17 protein-coding genes are annotated in these 17,636 nt (G+C 67.8%); 6 read left to right on the top strand and 11 right to left on the bottom strand.

Annotation, left to right across the window (positions count from 1 at the left end):
- Nucleotides 1-27: 27 nt before the first annotated feature.
- Entirely contained in the window at nucleotides 28-942 is a 915-nt protein-coding gene (locus tag ACPT9U_RS12120; protein WP_435751118.1) for an ATP adenylyltransferase family protein, read from the top strand.
- Here ACPT9U_RS12120 and ACPT9U_RS12115 read toward each other — a convergent pair whose 3' ends face one another.
- The 4 genes from ACPT9U_RS12115 to ACPT9U_RS12100 form a co-directional block, all read right to left on the bottom strand.
- Nucleotides 943-1,302 carry a YkgJ family cysteine cluster protein gene (locus ACPT9U_RS12115; RefSeq protein WP_435751124.1) on the bottom strand — a complete coding sequence of 120 codons (360 nt, stop codon included), beginning with the start codon at nucleotides 1,300-1,302 and terminating at the stop codon, nucleotides 943-945.
- Nucleotides 1,303-1,506: 204 nt separating this feature from the next.
- The gene (locus tag ACPT9U_RS12110) at nucleotides 1,507-2,256 is read right to left on the bottom strand and encodes a UPF0149 family protein (protein ID WP_418363186.1); all 750 of its coding nucleotides are present in this window, start codon (nucleotides 2,254-2,256) and stop codon (nucleotides 1,507-1,509) included.
- Nucleotides 2,257-2,346: 90 nt separating this feature from the next.
- On the bottom strand, nucleotides 2,347-3,042 hold the full coding sequence (trmB, locus tag ACPT9U_RS12105) for a tRNA (guanine(46)-N(7))-methyltransferase TrmB (protein WP_435751117.1): 696 nt from the start codon (nucleotides 3,040-3,042) through the stop codon (nucleotides 2,347-2,349).
- 16 nt (nucleotides 3,043-3,058) lie between these two features.
- On the bottom strand, nucleotides 3,059-4,111 hold the full coding sequence (locus tag ACPT9U_RS12100; protein ID WP_435751116.1) for a tRNA dihydrouridine synthase: 1,053 nt from the start codon (nucleotides 4,109-4,111) through the stop codon (nucleotides 3,059-3,061).
- A gap of 200 nt (nucleotides 4,112-4,311) precedes the next feature.
- Between ACPT9U_RS12100 and rpmE the strand changes: the two genes are divergently transcribed.
- Together rpmE and ACPT9U_RS12090 are read left to right on the top strand one after the other, a co-directional pair.
- Nucleotides 4,312-4,530 carry a 50S ribosomal protein L31 gene (gene rpmE, locus ACPT9U_RS12095; RefSeq protein ID WP_418363189.1) on the top strand — a complete coding sequence of 73 codons (219 nt, stop codon included), beginning with the start codon at nucleotides 4,312-4,314 and terminating at the stop codon, nucleotides 4,528-4,530.
- A 160-nt stretch (nucleotides 4,531-4,690) separates the two neighbouring features.
- A complete protein-coding gene (locus ACPT9U_RS12090; protein WP_418363190.1) occupies nucleotides 4,691-6,349 on the top strand; it encodes an ArnT family glycosyltransferase in 1,659 nt (552 codons plus the stop codon).
- 9 nt (nucleotides 6,350-6,358) lie between these two features.
- Here ACPT9U_RS12090 and ACPT9U_RS12085 read toward each other — a convergent pair whose 3' ends face one another.
- Nucleotides 6,359-6,532, bottom strand: coding sequence for a hypothetical protein (locus ACPT9U_RS12085; protein ID WP_418363191.1), 174 nt, complete (start codon nucleotides 6,530-6,532; stop codon nucleotides 6,359-6,361).
- A 42-nt stretch (nucleotides 6,533-6,574) separates the two neighbouring features.
- A complete protein-coding gene (gene orn / locus ACPT9U_RS12080) occupies nucleotides 6,575-7,123 on the bottom strand; it encodes an oligoribonuclease (protein ID WP_418363192.1) in 549 nt (182 codons plus the stop codon).
- A gap of 122 nt (nucleotides 7,124-7,245) precedes the next feature.
- Here orn and ACPT9U_RS12075 point away from each other — a divergent pair, with 122 nt between their 5' ends.
- The 3 genes from ACPT9U_RS12075 to rsgA are packed head-to-tail and all read left to right on the top strand — an operon-like array spanning nucleotide 7,246 to nucleotide 9,804.
- Nucleotides 7,246-8,505 carry a M48 family metallopeptidase gene (locus ACPT9U_RS12075; RefSeq protein WP_418363193.1) on the top strand — a complete coding sequence of 420 codons (1,260 nt, stop codon included), beginning with the start codon at nucleotides 7,246-7,248 and terminating at the stop codon, nucleotides 8,503-8,505.
- 22 nt (nucleotides 8,506-8,527) lie between these two features.
- The gene (locus tag ACPT9U_RS12070; RefSeq protein WP_418363194.1) at nucleotides 8,528-8,842 is read left to right on the top strand and encodes a hypothetical protein; all 315 of its coding nucleotides are present in this window, start codon (nucleotides 8,528-8,530) and stop codon (nucleotides 8,840-8,842) included.
- Nucleotides 8,839-9,804 (top strand): ribosome small subunit-dependent GTPase A, encoded by a 966-nt coding sequence (gene rsgA / locus ACPT9U_RS12065; RefSeq protein WP_418363195.1) that lies wholly within the window; start codon nucleotides 8,839-8,841, stop codon nucleotides 9,802-9,804. Before ACPT9U_RS12070 ends, rsgA begins: the two co-directional genes overlap by 4 nt.
- A gap of 7 nt (nucleotides 9,805-9,811) precedes the next feature.
- Here rsgA and ACPT9U_RS12060 read toward each other — a convergent pair whose 3' ends face one another.
- The 5 genes from ACPT9U_RS12060 to ACPT9U_RS12040 all read right to left on the bottom strand — a co-directional run bounded on the left by ACPT9U_RS12060 (nucleotide 9,812) and on the right by ACPT9U_RS12040 (nucleotide 17,499).
- Entirely contained in the window at nucleotides 9,812-10,735 is a 924-nt protein-coding gene (locus ACPT9U_RS12060; RefSeq protein WP_418363196.1) for an alpha/beta fold hydrolase, read from the bottom strand.
- Between the two features lie 151 nt (nucleotides 10,736-10,886).
- Complete coding sequence (locus ACPT9U_RS12055; protein WP_435751115.1) at nucleotides 10,887-13,298, bottom strand: DNA internalization-related competence protein ComEC/Rec2; 2,412 nt, start codon at nucleotides 13,296-13,298, stop codon at nucleotides 10,887-10,889.
- Between the two features lie 126 nt (nucleotides 13,299-13,424).
- Complete coding sequence (locus tag ACPT9U_RS12050) at nucleotides 13,425-15,449, bottom strand: methyl-accepting chemotaxis protein (protein ID WP_435751114.1); 2,025 nt, start codon at nucleotides 15,447-15,449, stop codon at nucleotides 13,425-13,427.
- 99 nt (nucleotides 15,450-15,548) lie between these two features.
- Nucleotides 15,549-16,250 carry a lipoprotein-releasing ABC transporter ATP-binding protein LolD gene (gene lolD, locus ACPT9U_RS12045; RefSeq protein WP_435751113.1) on the bottom strand — a complete coding sequence of 234 codons (702 nt, stop codon included), beginning with the start codon at nucleotides 16,248-16,250 and terminating at the stop codon, nucleotides 15,549-15,551.
- Complete coding sequence (locus tag ACPT9U_RS12040; protein WP_435751112.1) at nucleotides 16,243-17,499, bottom strand: lipoprotein-releasing ABC transporter permease subunit; 1,257 nt, start codon at nucleotides 17,497-17,499, stop codon at nucleotides 16,243-16,245. The genes lolD and ACPT9U_RS12040 overlap by 8 nt, the downstream gene beginning before the upstream one ends.
- Nucleotides 17,500-17,636: the final 137 nt, after the last annotated feature.

Genomic DNA, 17,636 nt, shown 5'->3' with positions numbered 1-17,636 from the left:
GCGGCATTGTCTCCCCGACTCGAGCGCATGACCAGCACAGCCCACCCAGCCCCTGCGCAATTCGCTGAAACTGAGGTCGAAGACCTGATCGAGCGTGCCGACCGCTGCATCGCTGCGGCGCTGGAGCGCGGCGCCCTGGAACCCATCCGCACCGAACAGGACTGGCTGGAACAGGCCGGACTGCGCTTCTCCGTGCGCTGGGTGTCATCGCTGGCGCTCAAGGACCGCGCCCGCGTCGATACGGTGACCCGGCGACGCGCCGACTTCAACCCTTTCCTGCCGCCCGAAGCCGCGCTCACCGTCGCCAAGCTGGGCGACGACCACCTCTTGGTGCTGAACAAGTTTCCGGTGATCGAGCGCCACCTGCTCGTGATCACGCGTGACTTCGAGGACCAGAGCTGTCCGCTCACCGTGGCTGACTTCGATGCCCTGGGCAGCATCATCGCCACCCACGGCGGCCTAGGTTTCTATAACGGCGGCCGGGTCGCGGGGGCCAGCCAGGCGCACAAGCATCTGCAGTGGGTACCCGCGAGTGCGAGCCGGCTGGACAGTTTCATCCCGGCGCCGCAGCCTGGCCACACAGTCCCGGCCGGGGCAGCGTTCTGCAATCCGGCCCTGCCCTGGGCCCACGCCTTCGTCCGCCTCGACCCGACCTGCTGGCACTCGCCCAGCTCCCCCGGCACAGCCCTGCACGCCGCCTTTGCCCACGCCTGCAGCCAACTCGGCATGGCATGCAACGACGATCCGATGCCGGCCTACAACCTTCTGCTCACGAGACAGGTGATGCTGGTGGTACCGCGCACACTGGAGAAGTGGCGGGACGTGTCGATCAACTCGCTCGCCTACGCAGGGTCGCTCTTTGTGCGCGACCGCGCCCAGATCGAGGCGCTGCGCACAACCGGCCCGCTCACGGTGCTGACGAGCGTGGGCCACCCGCGCTGATCAGGCCGCGCGCGGAAGCGGCGCATGCGGTAGCGGCGGCAGACCAATCGTCGCGCGCAGCTCATCACACTTGGGGTTGGGCGTGCCGTCCTCGAAGTACACCGGAAATTCGCGACAGGGCGAGGGCCGGTTCTCGTAGATCGAACACGACACCGCCTTGCCAACTTCGCCGGTAAGCGCCGAACAGCGCCGCGGCACCTGATTGCTGCCCTTCATGCAGCGCAGGTTGTGGTTGAGCTTTTCGGTCATGTCCGCAGGTACGTAGCCACCGGGCGTGTCGTCCGCCTCGGCCCAGTAGAAGGAGATGCGGAAGTGCGTGCAGCAGATGCCGCAGTCCAGGCAGGGGTTGTAGGCGTCCATGATCGGGGGCGGAGTGCGCGAGGCGAGCGGTACGCGCGGCATGCGCGGAGCGCATGCTCGCAGCGCACTCAGGCGCTCTCGCGGGGTTGTTCGGCGCGCGGATTCTAGCGCTTCCGCGGCGCCGTTCAAGCCCCCGAATTTCTTTTTTTATTCAATGGCCTAAAGAGTTTTTGCGCAAAACTCTTCAGGCATGGAGAGCGTGCCTCAGGCGCTCTCTGCGCCGCAGCACTTCTTGAACTTCTTGCCGCTTCCACACGGGCAGGGGTCGTTGCGTCCCGGCCCGCCTGCTGCCGGCTTGCGCGGCGCCTCGGCCGAGAGCGCTTCCGCCGGCGGCAGGCCGAGATCGCGCCAGTGTGCGTAGACGTCATTGACCGCCTCACCTACCGCTGTGAGCCAGCCCAGGCGGGTGTCGTCGTCGGCCTTCGCCGCGCCCTCCTCGCCCCAAGGGGCGAGCACCTCGTCCAGCGTCGCGCGTACCGCCTCGACGGCGTCCTCATCCAGCCCTTCTTCCCAGCCCTCGGGCCACAGGTCCAGGCCCTGCGCAAAACCGTCGATCCAGGCTTCACCCAGCTTGAGGCCGTCGCCTTCCGCCACCGCGAAGCAGAAGGGTTCCCAGCAGGCTTCGTCCTCGTCGTCCAGACCCAGCGTGGAGAGCAGTTCGTTGTGGTAGGCCTTGACCAGGCGGATCGCACGCTGCAGCGCGCTACCCGAGCCGAAGTCCGCCTCATCGCCGTGGGCGGACCACACGCCCGGCAGCCAGCGCTCGGGCGGAATCGCACGCGGCGATATCAGCACGCCGGCCAGGTAGCCGTCGAGCATCTCGAGGTCCATGCAGTCCTCGGGCACCACATCCGAGGTGAGGATCTCCTCGAGTGCCTCGAAGTCCTCCTCGGTCATCTGTTCGCCCTGCATGGCGGGGAGGGCTGCAGCGTCGTCGCGAATATCGTCGTTCATCGTGTTCTCCGGTAATGGGGGCTAGCGTGGCGCAAGCGCGCACAGGGGGCAAGTCGGATCATCTCTTCGCCGCCGGACATCCGGCGCGGCTCATGCACCGGGTGGCGTCCCGCACCCCAGCCCAAGGTCAAGCTCGAGGCGGTACAGCGCCTGTCCGGAATCGCGGTATTTGCGCTCGAACGGCGTGAGCGGCACCTCAGCCGTGAAGGGCGCCCACCCCACCGGACGACCGGTGACCTCGCCCAGCGCGAGCGCGAACTCCTCGGCGTACACCTGCCAGTTGCTGCGGCATTCGAGCACACCGCCGAGGCGCGGAATCCAGGGAAACACGGGGTGGGCATGCCAGCGGCGACCCAGGTGCCCGATCTTGGGCCAGGGGTTGGGATAAAGGATGTAGTGGCGCGCCAGGCGCAGGCCAGCGTCGTCGAGCAGACGCCAGAAATCCACCAGATCCGCGCGCACGAACACCATGTTTCGCGGCAACAGGGCCTCTGGGTAGGGCTTGCGCCGGTTGAGGCGGTCTTCCGACTGGTCCACGCCCATCACCCAGTGATCCGGGTGAGCGCGCGCAATCTGGATGGTGCTGTGCCCCACTCCGCAGCCGGCATCGAGGATCAGGGGCGCCTTGCCGTCCCAGCCGGCGAGGGCGTGTTCGAGTGCGGCACGGTTGTAGTCGGCATAGGGTTTGCGGAAGGGTTGCATCAGGTGCTTGCGCACGCGCTCGCGCAAGGCGTCGTGAACGCCAGCCTGGGCGCTCTGCGGGATGCGGGAATTGGCGTAGCTCATCGTCGTTCCGTAGGTCTCATGCTGCCCGCGCCATGGCTTTGAGCGCGAGCGGAGGGTGCTCGATCCGCCGCCAGGGATCGCCCGCCGGCGCATCGCCGGGTTGCGGAGCGTGGATGCCGTGGCGCTGCAGCTCTGCCGCCACTTCGGGCAGGCTGCGCAGCGGGCGGATGCATGCGAACAGCGCGCGCGCAGCCTCGTGCCTGCGCGCGAGCATCTGCACCCATTGCTTGATGCGCCCCGGCGCATGCCGAGCCTCGACCTTGCGCTGTACCCCCTGGACGAATTCGCCGATCAACGGGCGCAGGGCCTGCCATTCGGCAGCGCGCTCATCGGCGTCGGGTTCGTCGAGGCCCCCGGCCCGAATGCGGCACGCGAGGAAAGGGTCGGCGACCGCACCGCGCCCGAGCATGACGTCCGCCACGCCCGACACCTCGCGGCAACGCACCCAGTCCTGCGCCGTCCACACCTCGCCATTGGCCACCACCGGCACCGGCACCGCGGCGGCGATGCGCGCCACCCACTCCCAGTGCGCAGGCGGGCGGTAACCGTCCGCCTTGGTGCGCGCATGCACCACCAGCCACTGCGCGCCGCCATCGGCCAGTGCCTGCGCACACTCCTGTGCGCGCCCGGCATCCCGCACGCCGAGCCGCATCTTGGCGCTGAGCGGCATGCCGGGCGGCAGCGCCGCGCGCACGGCCTGCGCGATGCGCCACAGCAGCTCGGGTTCGTCCAGCAGCGCCGCGCCGCCGCCGTGGCGATTCACCGTGGGCGCAGGGCAGCCAAAGTTGAGGTCGATCCCGGGCGGATTCAGACGCGCCAGCCTTGCGGCATTGGCCGCCATGCATGCGGGATCCGAGCCCAGCATCTGCACATGCACCGGCGTCCCCGCCACTGTGCGCCCCCCGCGGTCGAGTTCGGGCACGATGCGGCGGAAGAAGCGGTCCGGCAGCAGCGTGCCGGAGACGCGCGCGAACTCGCTCACCGCATGGTCGTAGCCGCCCACGCGCGTCAGCGCCACGCGCAGCACATCGTCCAGCAAGCCTTCCATCGGCGCGAGCAGCAGGCGCATCCAATCTCCCGAACACCGCCGCCGGCGCGGCAAAGTGCGCGATTGTAGCGCCGCCCGGGCGGGGGAACGGCCCAACGGGCGTTTTTTGCTGCTGTTTTCCTGCTGTTTTCCTTGCCAGCGGCGCGCAAGTGCACGATAATCCAGCGCTTTACGGCCTCAGGGTGGTCACATCCGCCACCCGCTCGATTCAGGAACACACCATGAAAGCAGACACCCATCCCAAATACGAAGACGTGAACGTGACCTGCTCCTGCGGCAACACCTTCGTCACCCGCTCCACGCTGGGCAAGCCCCAGTACCACGTCGAAGTCTGCTCCGCCTGCCACCCGTTCTATACCGGCAAGCAGAAGATCGTCGACACCGCCGGTCGCGTCGAGCGCTTCCGCCAGAAGTACGGCAACGTTCAGCGCGCCAGCTGAGTTGCAGGATCCCGCCGTGCAGGCGCGCATCGGTGATGCGCGCACACCGGCCCGGAGCCCCACACGAAAAGGCAGCGCAAGCTGCCTTTTTTAGTTTGCGCGTGCGCCGCGAAACCGCGCAGCCTTGGTCTTCACGCGCACTTCGCCGCACAATGCCCGCATGATCCGCGACCCCGCCACGCCCACCACGTTCCAGCGCCGTATCTACGGCACCGTCGGCCTGACGGTGCTGATCGGGTTGTACCTGCTCGTGGGACTGACATCGCACGATCCCTGGCGGGGCGACGACGCACGGCACTTCGGCCCGGTACTCGCCATGCTGCAGGGCGAATCCTGGCTTTTTCCCTTTCTCGCCGGCGCACCACTGGCTGAGCACCCCCCGCTCTATCACTGGGTCGCCGCTGCCTTCGCCTGGCTGACCGGTAGCCTGCTGCCCGCGCATGCCGGCGCCCGCCTGGCAAGCGCCTTCTTCGTCGCGCTCGCGGTGTTCTGGGTGGCGCGGACTGCGGAGTCGCTGTACGGGCGGCCGGTGCGCACGCCCGCAGCGCTGCTCACACTCGGCGCCCTGGGTCTGGTGCTGCACGCACACGAGACCCAGCCCCTGCTCGCGGTATTCGCCATGCTCGCACTCACGCTGCGCGGGCTTGCCGAAATGGCCGAGCGGCCCCTCACCGGCAGCCTCAAGGCCGGCGTCGGCAGCGGCCTCGCCTTTCTCTCCGGTGGCCTCGGCGGCCTGCTCATTACCCTTCCGCTGCTGCCGCTAGCCGTGCTGCTGTGCGCAGAATGCCGCACGCCACGCGCGAGCGGTGCCTTGCTGCTGGGGCTTTGCGTAGCGCTGGCGATCACGACGGTCTGGCCGCTCGCCCTGCACCTGAACCAGCCCGAGTTGCTCGAGTTATGGCTCCGCACCGAGTGGGCGCGCCTGAGTACGCCCGGGCTCAGCACCGCAAAGTTGCCCGGCGCCCTGGAGCTGGCAGGATGGTTCCTCTGGCCGCTGTGGCCGGTGGCCTTGTGGGCACTCTGGCGCGGCCGGCGCCGGCTGACCCAGCCGGCAATGATGCTGCCGCTGAGCAGCATTCTGCTTGTGGCGCTGTGGTTCGTGCTCGATGGCGACCTCGCCCAGGCCCGGATGACGGTGCTGGTGCCCGCCGTCGCGCTGCTCGCCGCGACGGGTGTAAGCACGCTGCGCCGAGGAGCCGCGAGTGCCTTCGACTGGTTCTCGCTGATGAGCCTTGCGGTCTTCGGCGTGCTGGTTTGGCTGGCCTGGAGCGCACAGACGGCTGGCTGGCCGCCCGGACTGGCGCGCCACGTCGCCCGCAACGCCCCCGATTTCGTACTGCCCGACAGCGAATACCGCCTCGTCGTCGGGGTGATCATCACGCTGACGTGGATCGTGCTGATCGCACGCCTGCCGCGCTCGCCCTCCCGCGCCCCGGCAAACTGGGCCATCGGCCTGGCCATGCTGTGGTGCCTCGCGGTGACACTGCTGATGCCCTGGTTCGACCACGGGCGCAGCTACCGCGAAATGGTCGGCTCGCTGGAGATCGCAGTGAGGGGTGAGCGCAGCGCGCAACCGGGCGCATGCATCGCGGGCAGCGGCCTGACCGACGCGCTGCGCACCTCGATGGACTACTACGCCGCCCTGCGCGTCGAACGCCCGCAGGACGGCGCCACAAACTGCCCGCTGCTGCTGATCGACACCGAGCGTGCGGAAACCGTGCAGGCCCTGTCGCACAAATGGGAGGCGGTGTGGGAGTACAGCCGCGGTGCCGGCAAGCGGACCGAAGGCTACCGGCTTCTGCGCCGCGTCACCGAATGAGCCGCAGCCTCAGCCGTAGATCTTGCACATCCCCGGCATGCTGACCGGATTCGAGAAGTAGCCCAGCACACTGAAGAACAGCGACAGCAGCAGCAGTATCAGCAACAGCCGCCGATGCCGGCGCACCCAAGCCACCAGCCCGGCGACCCAGCCGGAGAACCCGGGCGGACGCGGTGTGTTCATCGGACCGTGACCGTCATATCCTGCACCGTGTGCCACCCGGCCTCATTCGAGGCGCAGGAAATGATCCCGGTAATGACGCAGTTCGGCGATCGACTCATGGATATCGGCGAGTGCGGTATGGCTGCCGGCCTTCTTCACGCCCTCGTACACTTCAGGCCGCCAGCGCCGCGCGAGCTCCTTGATCGTGGACACGTCGAGGTTGCGGTAGTGGAACCAAGCCTCGAGTTGCGGCATCCAGCGCGCCATGAAGCGGCGGTCCTGGCACACCGAGTTGCCGCACATCGGCGAGGTGCGCGCCGGCACGTACTGCTGCAGGAATGCAAGCATCTGCGCCTCGGCCTGCGCTTCCGACAGCGTCGAGGCGCGCACGCGATCAATCAGCCCGCTCTTGCCGTGCGTGTTGCGGTTCCACTCGTCCATGGCATCGAGCACGCTGTCCGGCTGATGCACGGCGATCACGGGCGATTCGGCAATCACCTCCAACGACTCGTCGGTCAACACCACGGCCATCTCGATGATGCGGTCGCGGTCGGGTTCAAGGCCGGTCATCTCCATGTCCAGCCATATCAGGGTCTTCGGGTCCTGTGCCATAATCGTTCGGCCTATGTGAGCACCAAAGCGGGTACCTCGGCGGGCACCCCGGGTGCGAAACAATCAAGGGCGCGATTGTGTCACAGTTCCTGCCCGCTTCCTGCATCACCCACGGAACCTAGATGAACGCCCCTGATTCCTTCAGCCTCCTGTTCCTGCTCGCACTCGGCGCCGGCCTGATCGTGCGACTGTGGCTGCTGCACCGCCACGCCTGGCATGTGAAGGCCCACCGCGATACGGTGCCCTCCAGCTTCGCCGGCGCGATTCCACTCGCCTCGCACCAGCGTGCCGCCGACTACACCTTCGAGCGCGCACGCCTGGGTGCCATCGACGCGGTCGCCGGGGCTGCGCTGACACTGGCGCTGACACTGGGCGGCGGCCTGGACATACTGCACACGCTGTGGGCGCAGTTGCTCGTGCCTGGCGAGATCGCACACGGGGTGGCACTGCTTGCCAGCCTTGGCGTGGTGGGCTGGGCCGTCGAGCTGCCGTTTGCGCTGGTACGCACCTTCGGCATCGAGCGTCGCTACGGTTTCAACCGCATGACCCCGCGGCTGTTTGCCACCGACATGCTGCGCGAAGGGGCGCTGGCGGTCGTGATCGGCTTGCCGCTTCTCGGGGCGCTGCTGTGGATCACGCAGTCCATGGGAGCGTTGTGGTGGTTCTGGGTGTGGCTTTTCTGGCTTGGCTTCAACCTGCTCGTGATGGTGGTGTGGCCCACGTTCATCGCCCCCCTGTTCAACACCTTCACCCCGCTCGCCGACGAAGCCCTGAAGGCACGTGTCGAAGCGCTGCTCCAGCGCTGCGGCTTTCGCGCCAGCGGCGTGTTCGTGATGGACGGCTCGCGCCGTTCCGCACACGGCAACGCATACTTCACCGGGCTGGGTGCGACCAAGCGCATCGTGTTCTTCGATACGCTGCTCGACAAGCTCGAGCCCGACGAAGTCGAGGCGGTCCTCGCGCACGAGCTCGGCCATTTCCGCCGCCGGCACCTGCTCAAGCGACTGGCCGTGCTGGCGCCCGCCAGCCTCGCCCTGCTCGGCCTGCTCGGCTGGCTGATGAGCCAGCCCTGGTTCTTCAGCGGCCTGGGCATGCGCGCACAGGACATGGCGAGCGCCTTCGCGCTGTTTTTCATCGCCCTGCCGGTATTCACCTTTCCGCTCGCGCCGGTGCTGAGCCACTGGTCGCGCACGCACGAGTTCGAGGCCGACGACTACGCCGCGCGCCAGACCCGCGCCGAGGCGCTGGTCCGCGCACTCGTCAAGCTCTACCGCGACAACGCGGCGACGCTGACGCCGGACCCGCTCTACTCCCGCTTCTTCGATTCCCACCCGCCCGCCGCGCTGCGGGTGGCGATGCTGCAGTCAAGACAGTCGGCATGACCACGATAGAGAGGAGACAGACATGAACAGGACGACCCTTGCCGCGATGCTGGCCCTCGGCCTTCCCTTCGCCGCGCACGCCGACCCCTTCCCCGGCGCAGATCATGCACAGGCCATGGACATGCACAAGCGCATGTGTGTCGAGTGCCACGAGCAACGCTTCGGCGGCGAGGAGGGTTCGGCAATCTACCTGCGCCCTGATCGCCGCGTGAGTTCGCCCAGCGCGCTATCCCAGCAGCTGACCGCCTGCACGACGATGCTCAACCTCGACCTGTTCCCCGAGGACGAGCACCACCTCGCCGGCTATCTCAACAGCAAGTACTACAGGTTCGAGTGAGAACACGCGCACGCCCCGGCTCATCGAGCCCCCACCGGACGCACGGACGTATCGTCGCCGCCTTCGGCCGCCACTACGAGGTCGACACCGCCGCCGGCCACCTGCAGTGCTACCCGCGCGGCAAGAAAAGCAGCTACGCCTGCGGCGACGAGGTGGAGGTCGTGCCCGGTGGAGATGGCCAGGGCGTGATCGAGGCGCTCACCCCGCGACGCAACCTGCTGTGGCGTTCGGACGCGTTCCGCGAGAAGCTGATCGCCGCCAACCTCAGCCACATCATCATCGTGGTGGCGACCGAACCCGGGTTCTCCGACCTGCTGGTATCGCGCTGCATCGCAGCGGCCGAGAGCCAGGGCATCACGCCCCTGATCGTTCTCAACAAGGCCGACCTGACGAACCGGCTCGCCGGCGCGCGCAGGCAGCTGGAGCCCTTCGCCCGGCTCGGTTACGAAGTGCTCGAAGTCTCCGCGCTCGAGGGTGCCGATGGACTTCGGCGGCGCCTGAGTGGGTTGCGGGCGATCTTCGTCGGCCAGTCGGGCATGGGCAAATCGACGCTGACCAACGCCATCATCCCCGAGGCGCAGGCCGCCACGCGCGAAATTTCGGACGCGCTGGACTCAGGCAAGCATACGACCACCTTTGCCCGCCTGTATCCGCTACCGGCAATACCCGAAGGCCAAGGGAAGGAGAACGGCACGGGCGATGCGGGCTGGCTGATCGACAGCCCCGGACTGCAGGTGTTCGGCCTCGCTCACCTGTCCGCGGACGATCTGGCCGAGGCCTTCGTGGAGTTCCGCCCCCACCTCGGGCACTGCCGCTTCCGCGACTGCCGGCACGACAGCGAGCCGGGCTGCGCACTGCTCGCTGCGCTGGAAGCGGGCGAGATCCACGCCCGACGCTGGGAACATTTCTGCACGATCCGCGGCGAGATCGCAGAGGCGCGCCGCCTGAACCCGGGCTGGTGAAAGGCGCTCAGTCTGCCAGCAGGAACGCACGCACCACGCTGATCTGCGCCGGATCCATCAGCATCGGCGCATGGCCGACGCCGGGAAACTCCACCGTCTGGGCGCACGGCCCACGCCCGGCCATGGCGGCAAATGTGCCGCGCTCGAGCAGGTCGGACTCGGCGCCGCGCAGCGCCAGTGTCGGGCAGCGCACACCTTCATAGATCGGCCACAGATCGACGTCGGACACGATGGGCGTATTGCGGAAGGCATCGCCGATGCCCGGGTCATACACCATGCGGAACCCCCCTTCGCCGTCGTCGGTGGCGCCCACCGAATAGCGGGTGAGATGCTGCCACTGTGCGTCGGACAGCGGGCCGAAGGGCGCGCTCACCTGGCGGATGTAGCGCTCCGCAGCCCCGATGTCGGGAAACCGGGGCGCAGTGCCCACGTATTGCCCGATGCGGATCAGTGACGAGGCGGTGATCACCGGGCCGACATCGTTCAGCACCAGGCGCGTGATCGGCGTCTGGGGCTGGCTGGCGAGCAGCATCCCGATGATGCCCCCCATCGAGGTTCCGACCCAGTGCACCGTCTCCACGTCGAGTCGGGCAATCAGCGTCACCATGTCGGAGAGATAGACCGGAAAGCCGTAGTCCGTCTTCACCCCCAGCCACTCGCTGCGTCCGCGCCCGACCACATCCGGGCACACCACGCGATACTCCCCCGCCATCGCCCGGGCGAGCTCGTCGAAGTCGCGCCCGTTGCGGGTCAACCCGTGCACGCACACCAGCACGCGCGGATTCTGCGGATCACCCCATTCGGTGTAGGCCATGCGGTGCAGGCCATGCGGCCCCATGCACTGTACGCTGCGCTCGCGCGGCGAGCCTGCGGAGCGCGGGGTAGCCGGGGCCGGCGTGAAGAGACTTCGGAGCGAATCGAACAGGGACATGATGAGGAGGCGCGCTGCGCAGTCGGGTAGCCGGGCTTCAAGTCTAGCCCGAAGCGGCACCTTCCCGCAGGAAGGAAGCACCGCAAAAGGAGGAGCTACCCGCGCAGCGCTGGCGGGCTGCCCCCGCCCTCAGCCGCCCTCCTGCCCACACTCAGCGCCCGTGCCAGTAGCGTTCACCCGACACCCGCGCGGCAGACACCGACACCCCCTCTTCTACGCGGTCGCTCACGTCGATGCGGATCGCCCCCTGCGCATCCGTGCGCCAATTGCGCGCACCCACATCCGCCCAGCGTGCCCACACCTCGGGGTGTGGATGGCCAAAGGCGTTGCCATGGCCTGCCGTATGGACCACATGCTCGGGCAGTACCGCATCGACAAAGCGCGCTGATGAAGCGGAGCGGCTGCCATGATGTGCGCTCACCACCACCTCGGCGCGCAGGCCATCTTCCCCGTGTGAAGCAAGCAGCGACGCCTCGACCCGGATGCCGATATCCCCCGGAAGAAGAAGGCTCCCGCCTGCGCCACGCACGCGCAGCACGCATGAGGCATCGTTATCGTTGCCCGGCGGCCGCGATGAATCCGCCCCCTGCGATGGATGCAGGAACTCGAACAGCACGCCATCCCACGCCCAGGACTGACCTGCCGCACAGGCCATTCGTACGGGTACGGCGACCGCACGAGGCCGTCCCTTCATCCTGTGCTCATGCGCACCCGGCACAGCCTCGGTCTGCCCGGCGATCACCTCGGCCACCGGCACACCGGCCAGCACCGAGGCCGCGCCCCCGACGTGATCGGCATCGGCATGGGAGAGCACCAGCCGATCCAGCCTGCGCACACCAGAAGCGCGCAGATAAGGCAGGATCACCCGCTCGCCCGCGTCACTCGCGGAACCCCAGGCAGGCCCGGCATCGAACAGCAGGTCGTGCGAACGCGTCTGCACATGCACCGCAAGGCCCTGCCCGACATCGAGCACCTGCGCGACGAATCCGCCCTGCGCGGGCCGCGAAGGCTGCCACACGAGCAGACTCGCCAGCACGAGCGGAGCGGCCACCCGTCCTGGCGTGCCCCGAGGCAACAGCAGCGCCGCCACGGCCGCAAGCCCCACCGCAGTCAGCCATGGAGGCGGCGGAGCGTGCTCGTGAAAGGCATAAGGCAACGCCGCCATCCATTCCAGCGCCTTCATCATCAGGCCCGCCACGGCATCCGCGGGCGCCAGCAGCACAGGATGCGGCCAGGCGATGGCGAGCAAGGTCAGCGGCGCGATGACCAGACTGACGAGCGGCACTGCAAGCAGGTTCGCCAGCGGTGAAACGAGCGGAAAGGACTGGAACTGCGCGACCAGCAGCGGCATCAGGGCGAAGCTCACTGCGAGCTGGATGCGGACCGCCGCACGCCAGCCGCGCACCGCATGCGGCCGGCCGCCGAGCGTTGCCAGAATCACCGCGACAGCACCAAAGGACAGCCAGAACCCTGCCGACAGCACCGCCCATGGATCCACCACGAGCACCCCCAGCAAGGCCAGCGCGAGCACCTGCGAGGGCGCCACCGAGCGCCCGCCGAACAGCGCGAGCACAGCCGCGAGCAGCATCAGCCACGCGCGCTGCACCGGGATTCCCAGACCAGAGAGCAGCGCATAGCCCCCGGCAGCGATGAGCGCACCCAGTGCAGCCGCCTTCTGTGCAGGACAACGCAGCGCCAGCACCGGAGCACGCCGCCAGACCGCCCCCAACGCACCACCGCACAGCAGGCCGACCAGTGCAACATGCAGGCCGGAGATGGACACCAGATGCCCGACGCCCGTGCGGCGGAAGATGTCCCACTGCGCGGGAGATATCTCACCGCGCTCCCCTACGGCCAGCGCCACCAGCAGACCGGTCTGTTCACCAGCAGGAAGCGCCGCGTGGAGCGCGTCACGTACCCGCGCACGCAGACGGTGTACATGATGCATGAACCGGTCGGGCTCGGGGTCGAGCAGCACCGCCTTGCCGCGGACGTATCCGGTGGCGCGGACACCGCGCCCGAGTTGCCAGGCCTCCTGATCGAAACCGCCGGGGTTGGCCAGGCCGCGCGGGCGGCGCAGGCGCACCTCGAACGACCACTGCTCGCCGGCCTGAAGCGCGGGCGGCAATGCTCCCGTCCGCCGGTCGGGGTACCAGGAGAGCTCCGCGCGGGAAGGCAGGCCGGGGAGAGACGGATCGAGTTCGAACACGAAACGCCAGCCGCCCTCGCGCGCGCTGGGGAGACCGGCCACGCGCCCGTGCACGACGACGTCGACGCCCTCGAGCGCGCTGCCAAGCTGGTCCTGCAGCCGCAGCTCGGCGCGCCAGGTGGTCCACGACACCCCTGCGCCGAAGGCCAAGGCCGCCATCGCCATCCCCATCGCCACCGAAATTCCTGCGCAACCGCGCGCACCGGAGCACCGGGCACGCAGCAACGCGCACGCCAGCGTGGACGGCACGGCGAGCAGCAGCACAGCCACACCTGCCACCAGCCAGCCGTCCAGCGCTGCGCGCGTCTGCACCAGGCACACGCCAGAAAGGAAGGCTGCCGCGAAGATCTTCATGCCCGAATAATGCCGAAGGCATGTTCAAGGCGCTACTGAACGGCACTTTCTGTCTGCCTTGTCCCCTCCTGCGAGCCAAAAAAAGCCGCTCCGAAGAGCGGCCTGGCAGACGCTGCAGCCCTGCGCTCAGACCCTGAACCGGCTCGCCTGCTGGCGCAGTGCGCTGGCCAGCGCCTCCAGGGTCTCTGCCGTCGACGCCGTCTCGCGCACCGTACCGCTGTTGTGCTCGGCCATGTCGGCGATGCGCTCAATATTGCGAGCAATCTGCGTGCTCGCCTGGCTCTGCTCGTTGAGTGCGGTCGAGATCTCGCGCACCGCATCGAGCACCTGCCCGGCACCGGTGCTGATCTGCGCCATCGACGCCCCTGCGCGGTTGCTCATCTCGACACCATCGCGCACCCGCGTCACGCCCTGCTGCATGGTTTCCACGGCACGCTCGGTGCCCTGCTGGATCGCCACCACCATGCCGCTGATCTCCTGCGTGGCCAGCGAAGTACGTTCCGCGAGCTTGCGCACCTCGTCGGCCACCACTGCGAAGCCACGGCCGCTTTCGCCCGCGCGCGCGGCCTCGATCGCCGCATTGAGGGCGAGCAGGTTGGTCTGGTCCGCAATGTCGCGGATCGCATCGACGATGGTGCTGATCTGGTGGGATTTCTCGCCCAGCGCCTGGATCGCCTCACTCGACATATCGACCGCCTGCGCGATGCGCTCCATCTCGGCAACCGACTTCTGCATCACCTCGCGCCCTTCCGCCGAGAGCCTGCCCGAGTCCTCGGCCAGTTGCTGGGCAGTGGCCGCGTGATGGGCAATCCCATCGACCCCGCTCGACATCTCCTCGACCGCGGCGGCCACGCCCGAGGCGGCATCGCTCTGCGTCTCGGAGCCCTCTAGCACCTGCCGTGCAGACGCGTTGAGCTCGGTCGCGGCGCTGCCCACCTTTTCTGCGCCTTGCTGAATCTCGCGAATCAGGCCGGAGACCTGATCCGCCATGGCGTTGAACTGGCTCGCCACCTCGGCAAGCTCGTCATGCGCGGAGAACGCCACTCGCACCCGATAATCCCCCGCGGCAAAGGCCTGCGCCCCAGCCGAGAGCTCGCGCACCGAGCGCAGAATCGCCAGATAGACGCCGATGAACAGATAGGCCGCAAGCACCATGGCCACCGCGGAAATGAGGATCTGCGTCATCAGACGCTGATTCAGCTCGGCCAGACGTGCTTCGAGCAGACGGCCGGTTTCGGGGCGCAGCACCTGGTCGAAATTGCGCACCGCGGTGTCGATCGCACCGGTGACGAGCTCGAAGAAGGCCGCCGAGCTGATCGTGAAGCGCTGGTCGAGCACCTCCTGCTCGGCGGTCGTGCGCACTTGCGCCACCGCGCTGGAGATCTCCTGCCCCATCGTACCCAGGCGCCCCGAGAGGGCCGCATTGGCGCGCGCGGTGCGCTGCAGGCGCTCGAGCAGTGCGGATTCTGCGCGGTTGATCTCCGCAAGCAGGGAGACGACGCCATACTCGTCCGTGCGCAGCAGTTCGCGCCGCGCGACGATGTTCGTGCCACGTGCGCGCAACTGGCCCAGACGTTCGCTTAGTTCCGGCAGCGTCTGCAGCATCGGCACGATGAGGTTCGCGCTCGCCTGCTCGGGATCGAGCGCGAGACCCGAGACGTCACCGAGCTCTCCCAGCCAGCGCAACATCAGACCGATGGTCTGAGTGTGCGCGGCAAAGTTCTCCGGGCCGCTCAGGCGAAGGCCGGTGTCGGCCAGGGCCAGAAGCTCGGCGCGCGGCTTCTCCCAGCCCGGCTTGAGCACCGCCCAGGCAGGGTCGGCGGCGATCGCGGCGTCAAGCGCGTTCATCGCAGCCTTCAGTTCGACGGCCTTCTGCTCGCGCCGCGGCACGAGGTCGCTGGAGCCGCCGAGCACACCGGCAGAGAGGCCGCGGTGCTGCTGGGTCTTGAGGATGACCGCGAACCCGGCGTCGAACAACTGGAGTCCGGCGATCTCCTGCTGGGTGACCCGGATCTCCTCGCGCAGGCTGGTGAAGATCTGCGACAGAAGGACCAGCGAGGCCGCCGCACAGACGAGAATGATGAGACCGAACTTGAAGGGATAGCTCAGCTTGTCGAGCAAGCGGATGGCGGGCAGAAAGAGCAGTTTCATCGTCGTGGGCCGGCCCGGAGGCCAGAGCTGGAAGGAGATGAATTGTCTATCGACAGCCCCCGCGGAAACTTTAAGATTTGCGAAAAGTGGCTCGGTAAATCAGCACAAACGCCCGTCCACAAGACGGAGCACCCGTTGCGCGCGGGCCGCGAGCGCCTCGTCATGAGTGACGATCACGAAACTCGTCGCCAGCCGCTCGTTGAGCGAGAGCATCAGCTCGAACACCGTCTCGGCGGTGCGCCGGTCGAGGTTTCCGGTGGGTTCGTCCGCCAGCACACAGGCGGGCTGCGACACCAGCGCCCGAGCGATCGCCGCACGCTGGCGCTCGCCACCCGAAAGCTCGCCCGGCGCGTGGTCGAGGCGATGTGCGAGACCCACCTCGCCGAGCATCTGCGCAGCGCGCTCGTCGGCCTCGGCGCGTGGCACGCGCCGGATGTAGAGCGGCATCGCGACGTTCTCGAGCGCGGAGAACTCGGGCAGGAGGTGGTGGAACTGGTAGACGAAACCAAGCGCCTCGTTGCGCAGGCGGCCGCGCGCCGTTTCCGATAACCCGGAAAAGTCCTGCCCCATCAGCCGCACGCTGCCCGCGCTGGGCACGTCCAGCCCGCCGAGCAAGTGCATCAGCGTGCTCTTGCCGGAACCGGAAGCACCTACGATCGCGATCCGCTCGCCGCGCCGCACCTCGAGGTCGATCCCATCGAGCACCCGCACCGCATCGACCCCCTCGCGAAAATGCTTCGAGAGCCCCGAGCAGGCCACCACGGAAGCCTGCTCGCCGGTCCTGCCCATGGCCTCACTCATAACGCAGCGCCTCCGCCGGATTGACCCGCGAGGCCCGCCAACTTGGGTACAGCGCGGCCAGCAACGTGAGCACGAAGGAGACCGAGACGATGGTCACCACATCCGCGCCGAGCACTTTCGAGGGCAGTTCGTTGATGTAATAGATTTCCTTGTTCCACAGGGTTGCGCCGGTCAGCGCCTCCAGCGCAGGAATCACGACATCGAGATTGTTGGCGATCGCCAGCCCTCCGATCACCCCCGCCGCAAGCCCCACCAGGCCGATGATCGACCCCTGCAGCACGAAGATCGTCATGATCGAGCCCGGGCTCGCACCGAGGGTGCGCAGGATGGCGATGTCGGCGTATTTCTCCTGCACTGCCATCACCAGCGTGGACACGATGTTGAAGGCCGCCACCGCCACGATCAGGAACAGGATCAGCGTCATCATCGTCTTCTCCAGCGCCACGGCACGGAAGAAGTTGGCATGGCTGCGCGTCCAGTCGGACACGATGAGCCCCGGCTCGGTGATGCTCAGCGCCAGTTCGCGCGCCACGCGCGGCGCGCCGAACAGATCGTCGAGCTTGAGGCGCACCCCGCTCACGGCGTCGCCAAGCCGGTACAGGGCCTGAGCGTCGGCCATATGCACCAGGGCCAGCCCCGAGTCATATTCGTACATGCCGGCCTCGAAGATGCCCACCACCTCGAACTGCTTCACCCGCGGCAGCACCGCGGCGGGGGTCACCAGTCCCTGGGGCGCGATCAGCGTAATCTTGTCGCCAAGCCGCGCGCGCAGCGCAAACGCCAGATCCCGCCCCAGCACGATTCCGAAACGCCCGGGCTGCAGCGCGTCGAAGCTGCCCACCTGCATGTAGCGGGCAAAATCGGCCACCTTGTCCTCCTCGGCCGGAATCACGCCGCGCACGATGGTGCCACGCACGCCCTCGTCGAACGAAAGCATGCCCTGCTCCTGCACGTAGGGCGCAGCGGCCAGCACCGAGGGGTGGCGCATCGAGTCGTCGGCAACCTGTTGCCAGCGCAGCAAGCCACCCTCCGGGCTGTGTACCTGCACATGCGAGGCCACGCCCAGGATGCGCGTGCGCAGTTCTTCCTGAAAGCCGTTCATCACCGAAAGCACCACAATCAGCGCGGCGACCCCCAGCGCAATGCCGAACATCGACACAAGGGAGATGAACGAGATGAAGCGGTTGCGTCCCTGCGCCCGCTTGCGCGAGCGCGTGTAGCGCAGGCCGACGAGAAATTCGTAGCGCATCGGAGTGTTCGGGTCCCGGTTCCACATGGCAAGGGCCCGAATTGTGCACGGCCAGGACCGCACTGGCGAGCCCGAAAGGCATGTGAATGTAAGCATCGTCACGATCCGTCCTCTATAGTTCGAGGAGGCGACTGGCT

The organism is Thauera sp. AutoDN2 (assembly GCF_051280715.1).
Taxonomy (GTDB): Bacteria; Pseudomonadota; Gammaproteobacteria; order Burkholderiales; family Rhodocyclaceae; genus Thauera.
This window is presented reverse-complemented; position numbering and strand designations above follow the sequence as displayed.

What these genes read in the sequence shown, in the direction of transcription:
- ACPT9U_RS12120 (WP_435751118.1), top strand. Translation starts at nt 28, where the DNA reads ATGACCAGCACAGCCCACCCAGCCCCTGCGCAATTCGCTGAAACTGAG.
- ACPT9U_RS12115 (WP_435751124.1), bottom strand. Translation starts at nt 1,302, where the DNA reads ATGGACGCCTACAACCCCTGCCTGGACTGCGGCATCTGCTGCACGCAC.
- ACPT9U_RS12110 (WP_418363186.1), bottom strand. Translation starts at nt 2,256, where the DNA reads ATGAACGACGATATTCGCGACGACGCTGCAGCCCTCCCCGCCATGCAG.
- trmB (WP_435751117.1), bottom strand. Translation starts at nt 3,042, where the DNA reads ATGAGCTACGCCAATTCCCGCATCCCGCAGAGCGCCCAGGCTGGCGTT.
- ACPT9U_RS12100 (WP_435751116.1), bottom strand. Translation starts at nt 4,111, where the DNA reads ATGCGCCTGCTGCTCGCGCCGATGGAAGGCTTGCTGGACGATGTGCTG.
- rpmE (WP_418363189.1), top strand. Translation starts at nt 4,312, where the DNA reads ATGAAAGCAGACACCCATCCCAAATACGAAGACGTGAACGTGACCTGC.
- ACPT9U_RS12090 (WP_418363190.1), top strand. Translation starts at nt 4,691, where the DNA reads ATGATCCGCGACCCCGCCACGCCCACCACGTTCCAGCGCCGTATCTAC.
- ACPT9U_RS12085 (WP_418363191.1), bottom strand. Translation starts at nt 6,532, where the DNA reads ATGAACACACCGCGTCCGCCCGGGTTCTCCGGCTGGGTCGCCGGGCTG.
- orn (WP_418363192.1), bottom strand. Translation starts at nt 7,123, where the DNA reads ATGGCACAGGACCCGAAGACCCTGATATGGCTGGACATGGAGATGACC.
- ACPT9U_RS12075 (WP_418363193.1), top strand. Translation starts at nt 7,246, where the DNA reads ATGAACGCCCCTGATTCCTTCAGCCTCCTGTTCCTGCTCGCACTCGGC.
- ACPT9U_RS12070 (WP_418363194.1), top strand. Translation starts at nt 8,528, where the DNA reads ATGAACAGGACGACCCTTGCCGCGATGCTGGCCCTCGGCCTTCCCTTC.
- ACPT9U_RS12060 (WP_418363196.1), bottom strand. Translation starts at nt 10,735, where the DNA reads ATGTCCCTGTTCGATTCGCTCCGAAGTCTCTTCACGCCGGCCCCGGCT.
- ACPT9U_RS12055 (WP_435751115.1), bottom strand. Translation starts at nt 13,298, where the DNA reads ATGAAGATCTTCGCGGCAGCCTTCCTTTCTGGCGTGTGCCTGGTGCAG.
- ACPT9U_RS12050 (WP_435751114.1), bottom strand. Translation starts at nt 15,449, where the DNA reads ATGAAACTGCTCTTTCTGCCCGCCATCCGCTTGCTCGACAAGCTGAGC.
- lolD (WP_435751113.1), bottom strand. Translation starts at nt 16,250, where the DNA reads ATGAGTGAGGCCATGGGCAGGACCGGCGAGCAGGCTTCCGTGGTGGCC.
- ACPT9U_RS12040 (WP_435751112.1), bottom strand. Translation starts at nt 17,499, where the DNA reads ATGCGCTACGAATTTCTCGTCGGCCTGCGCTACACGCGCTCGCGCAAG.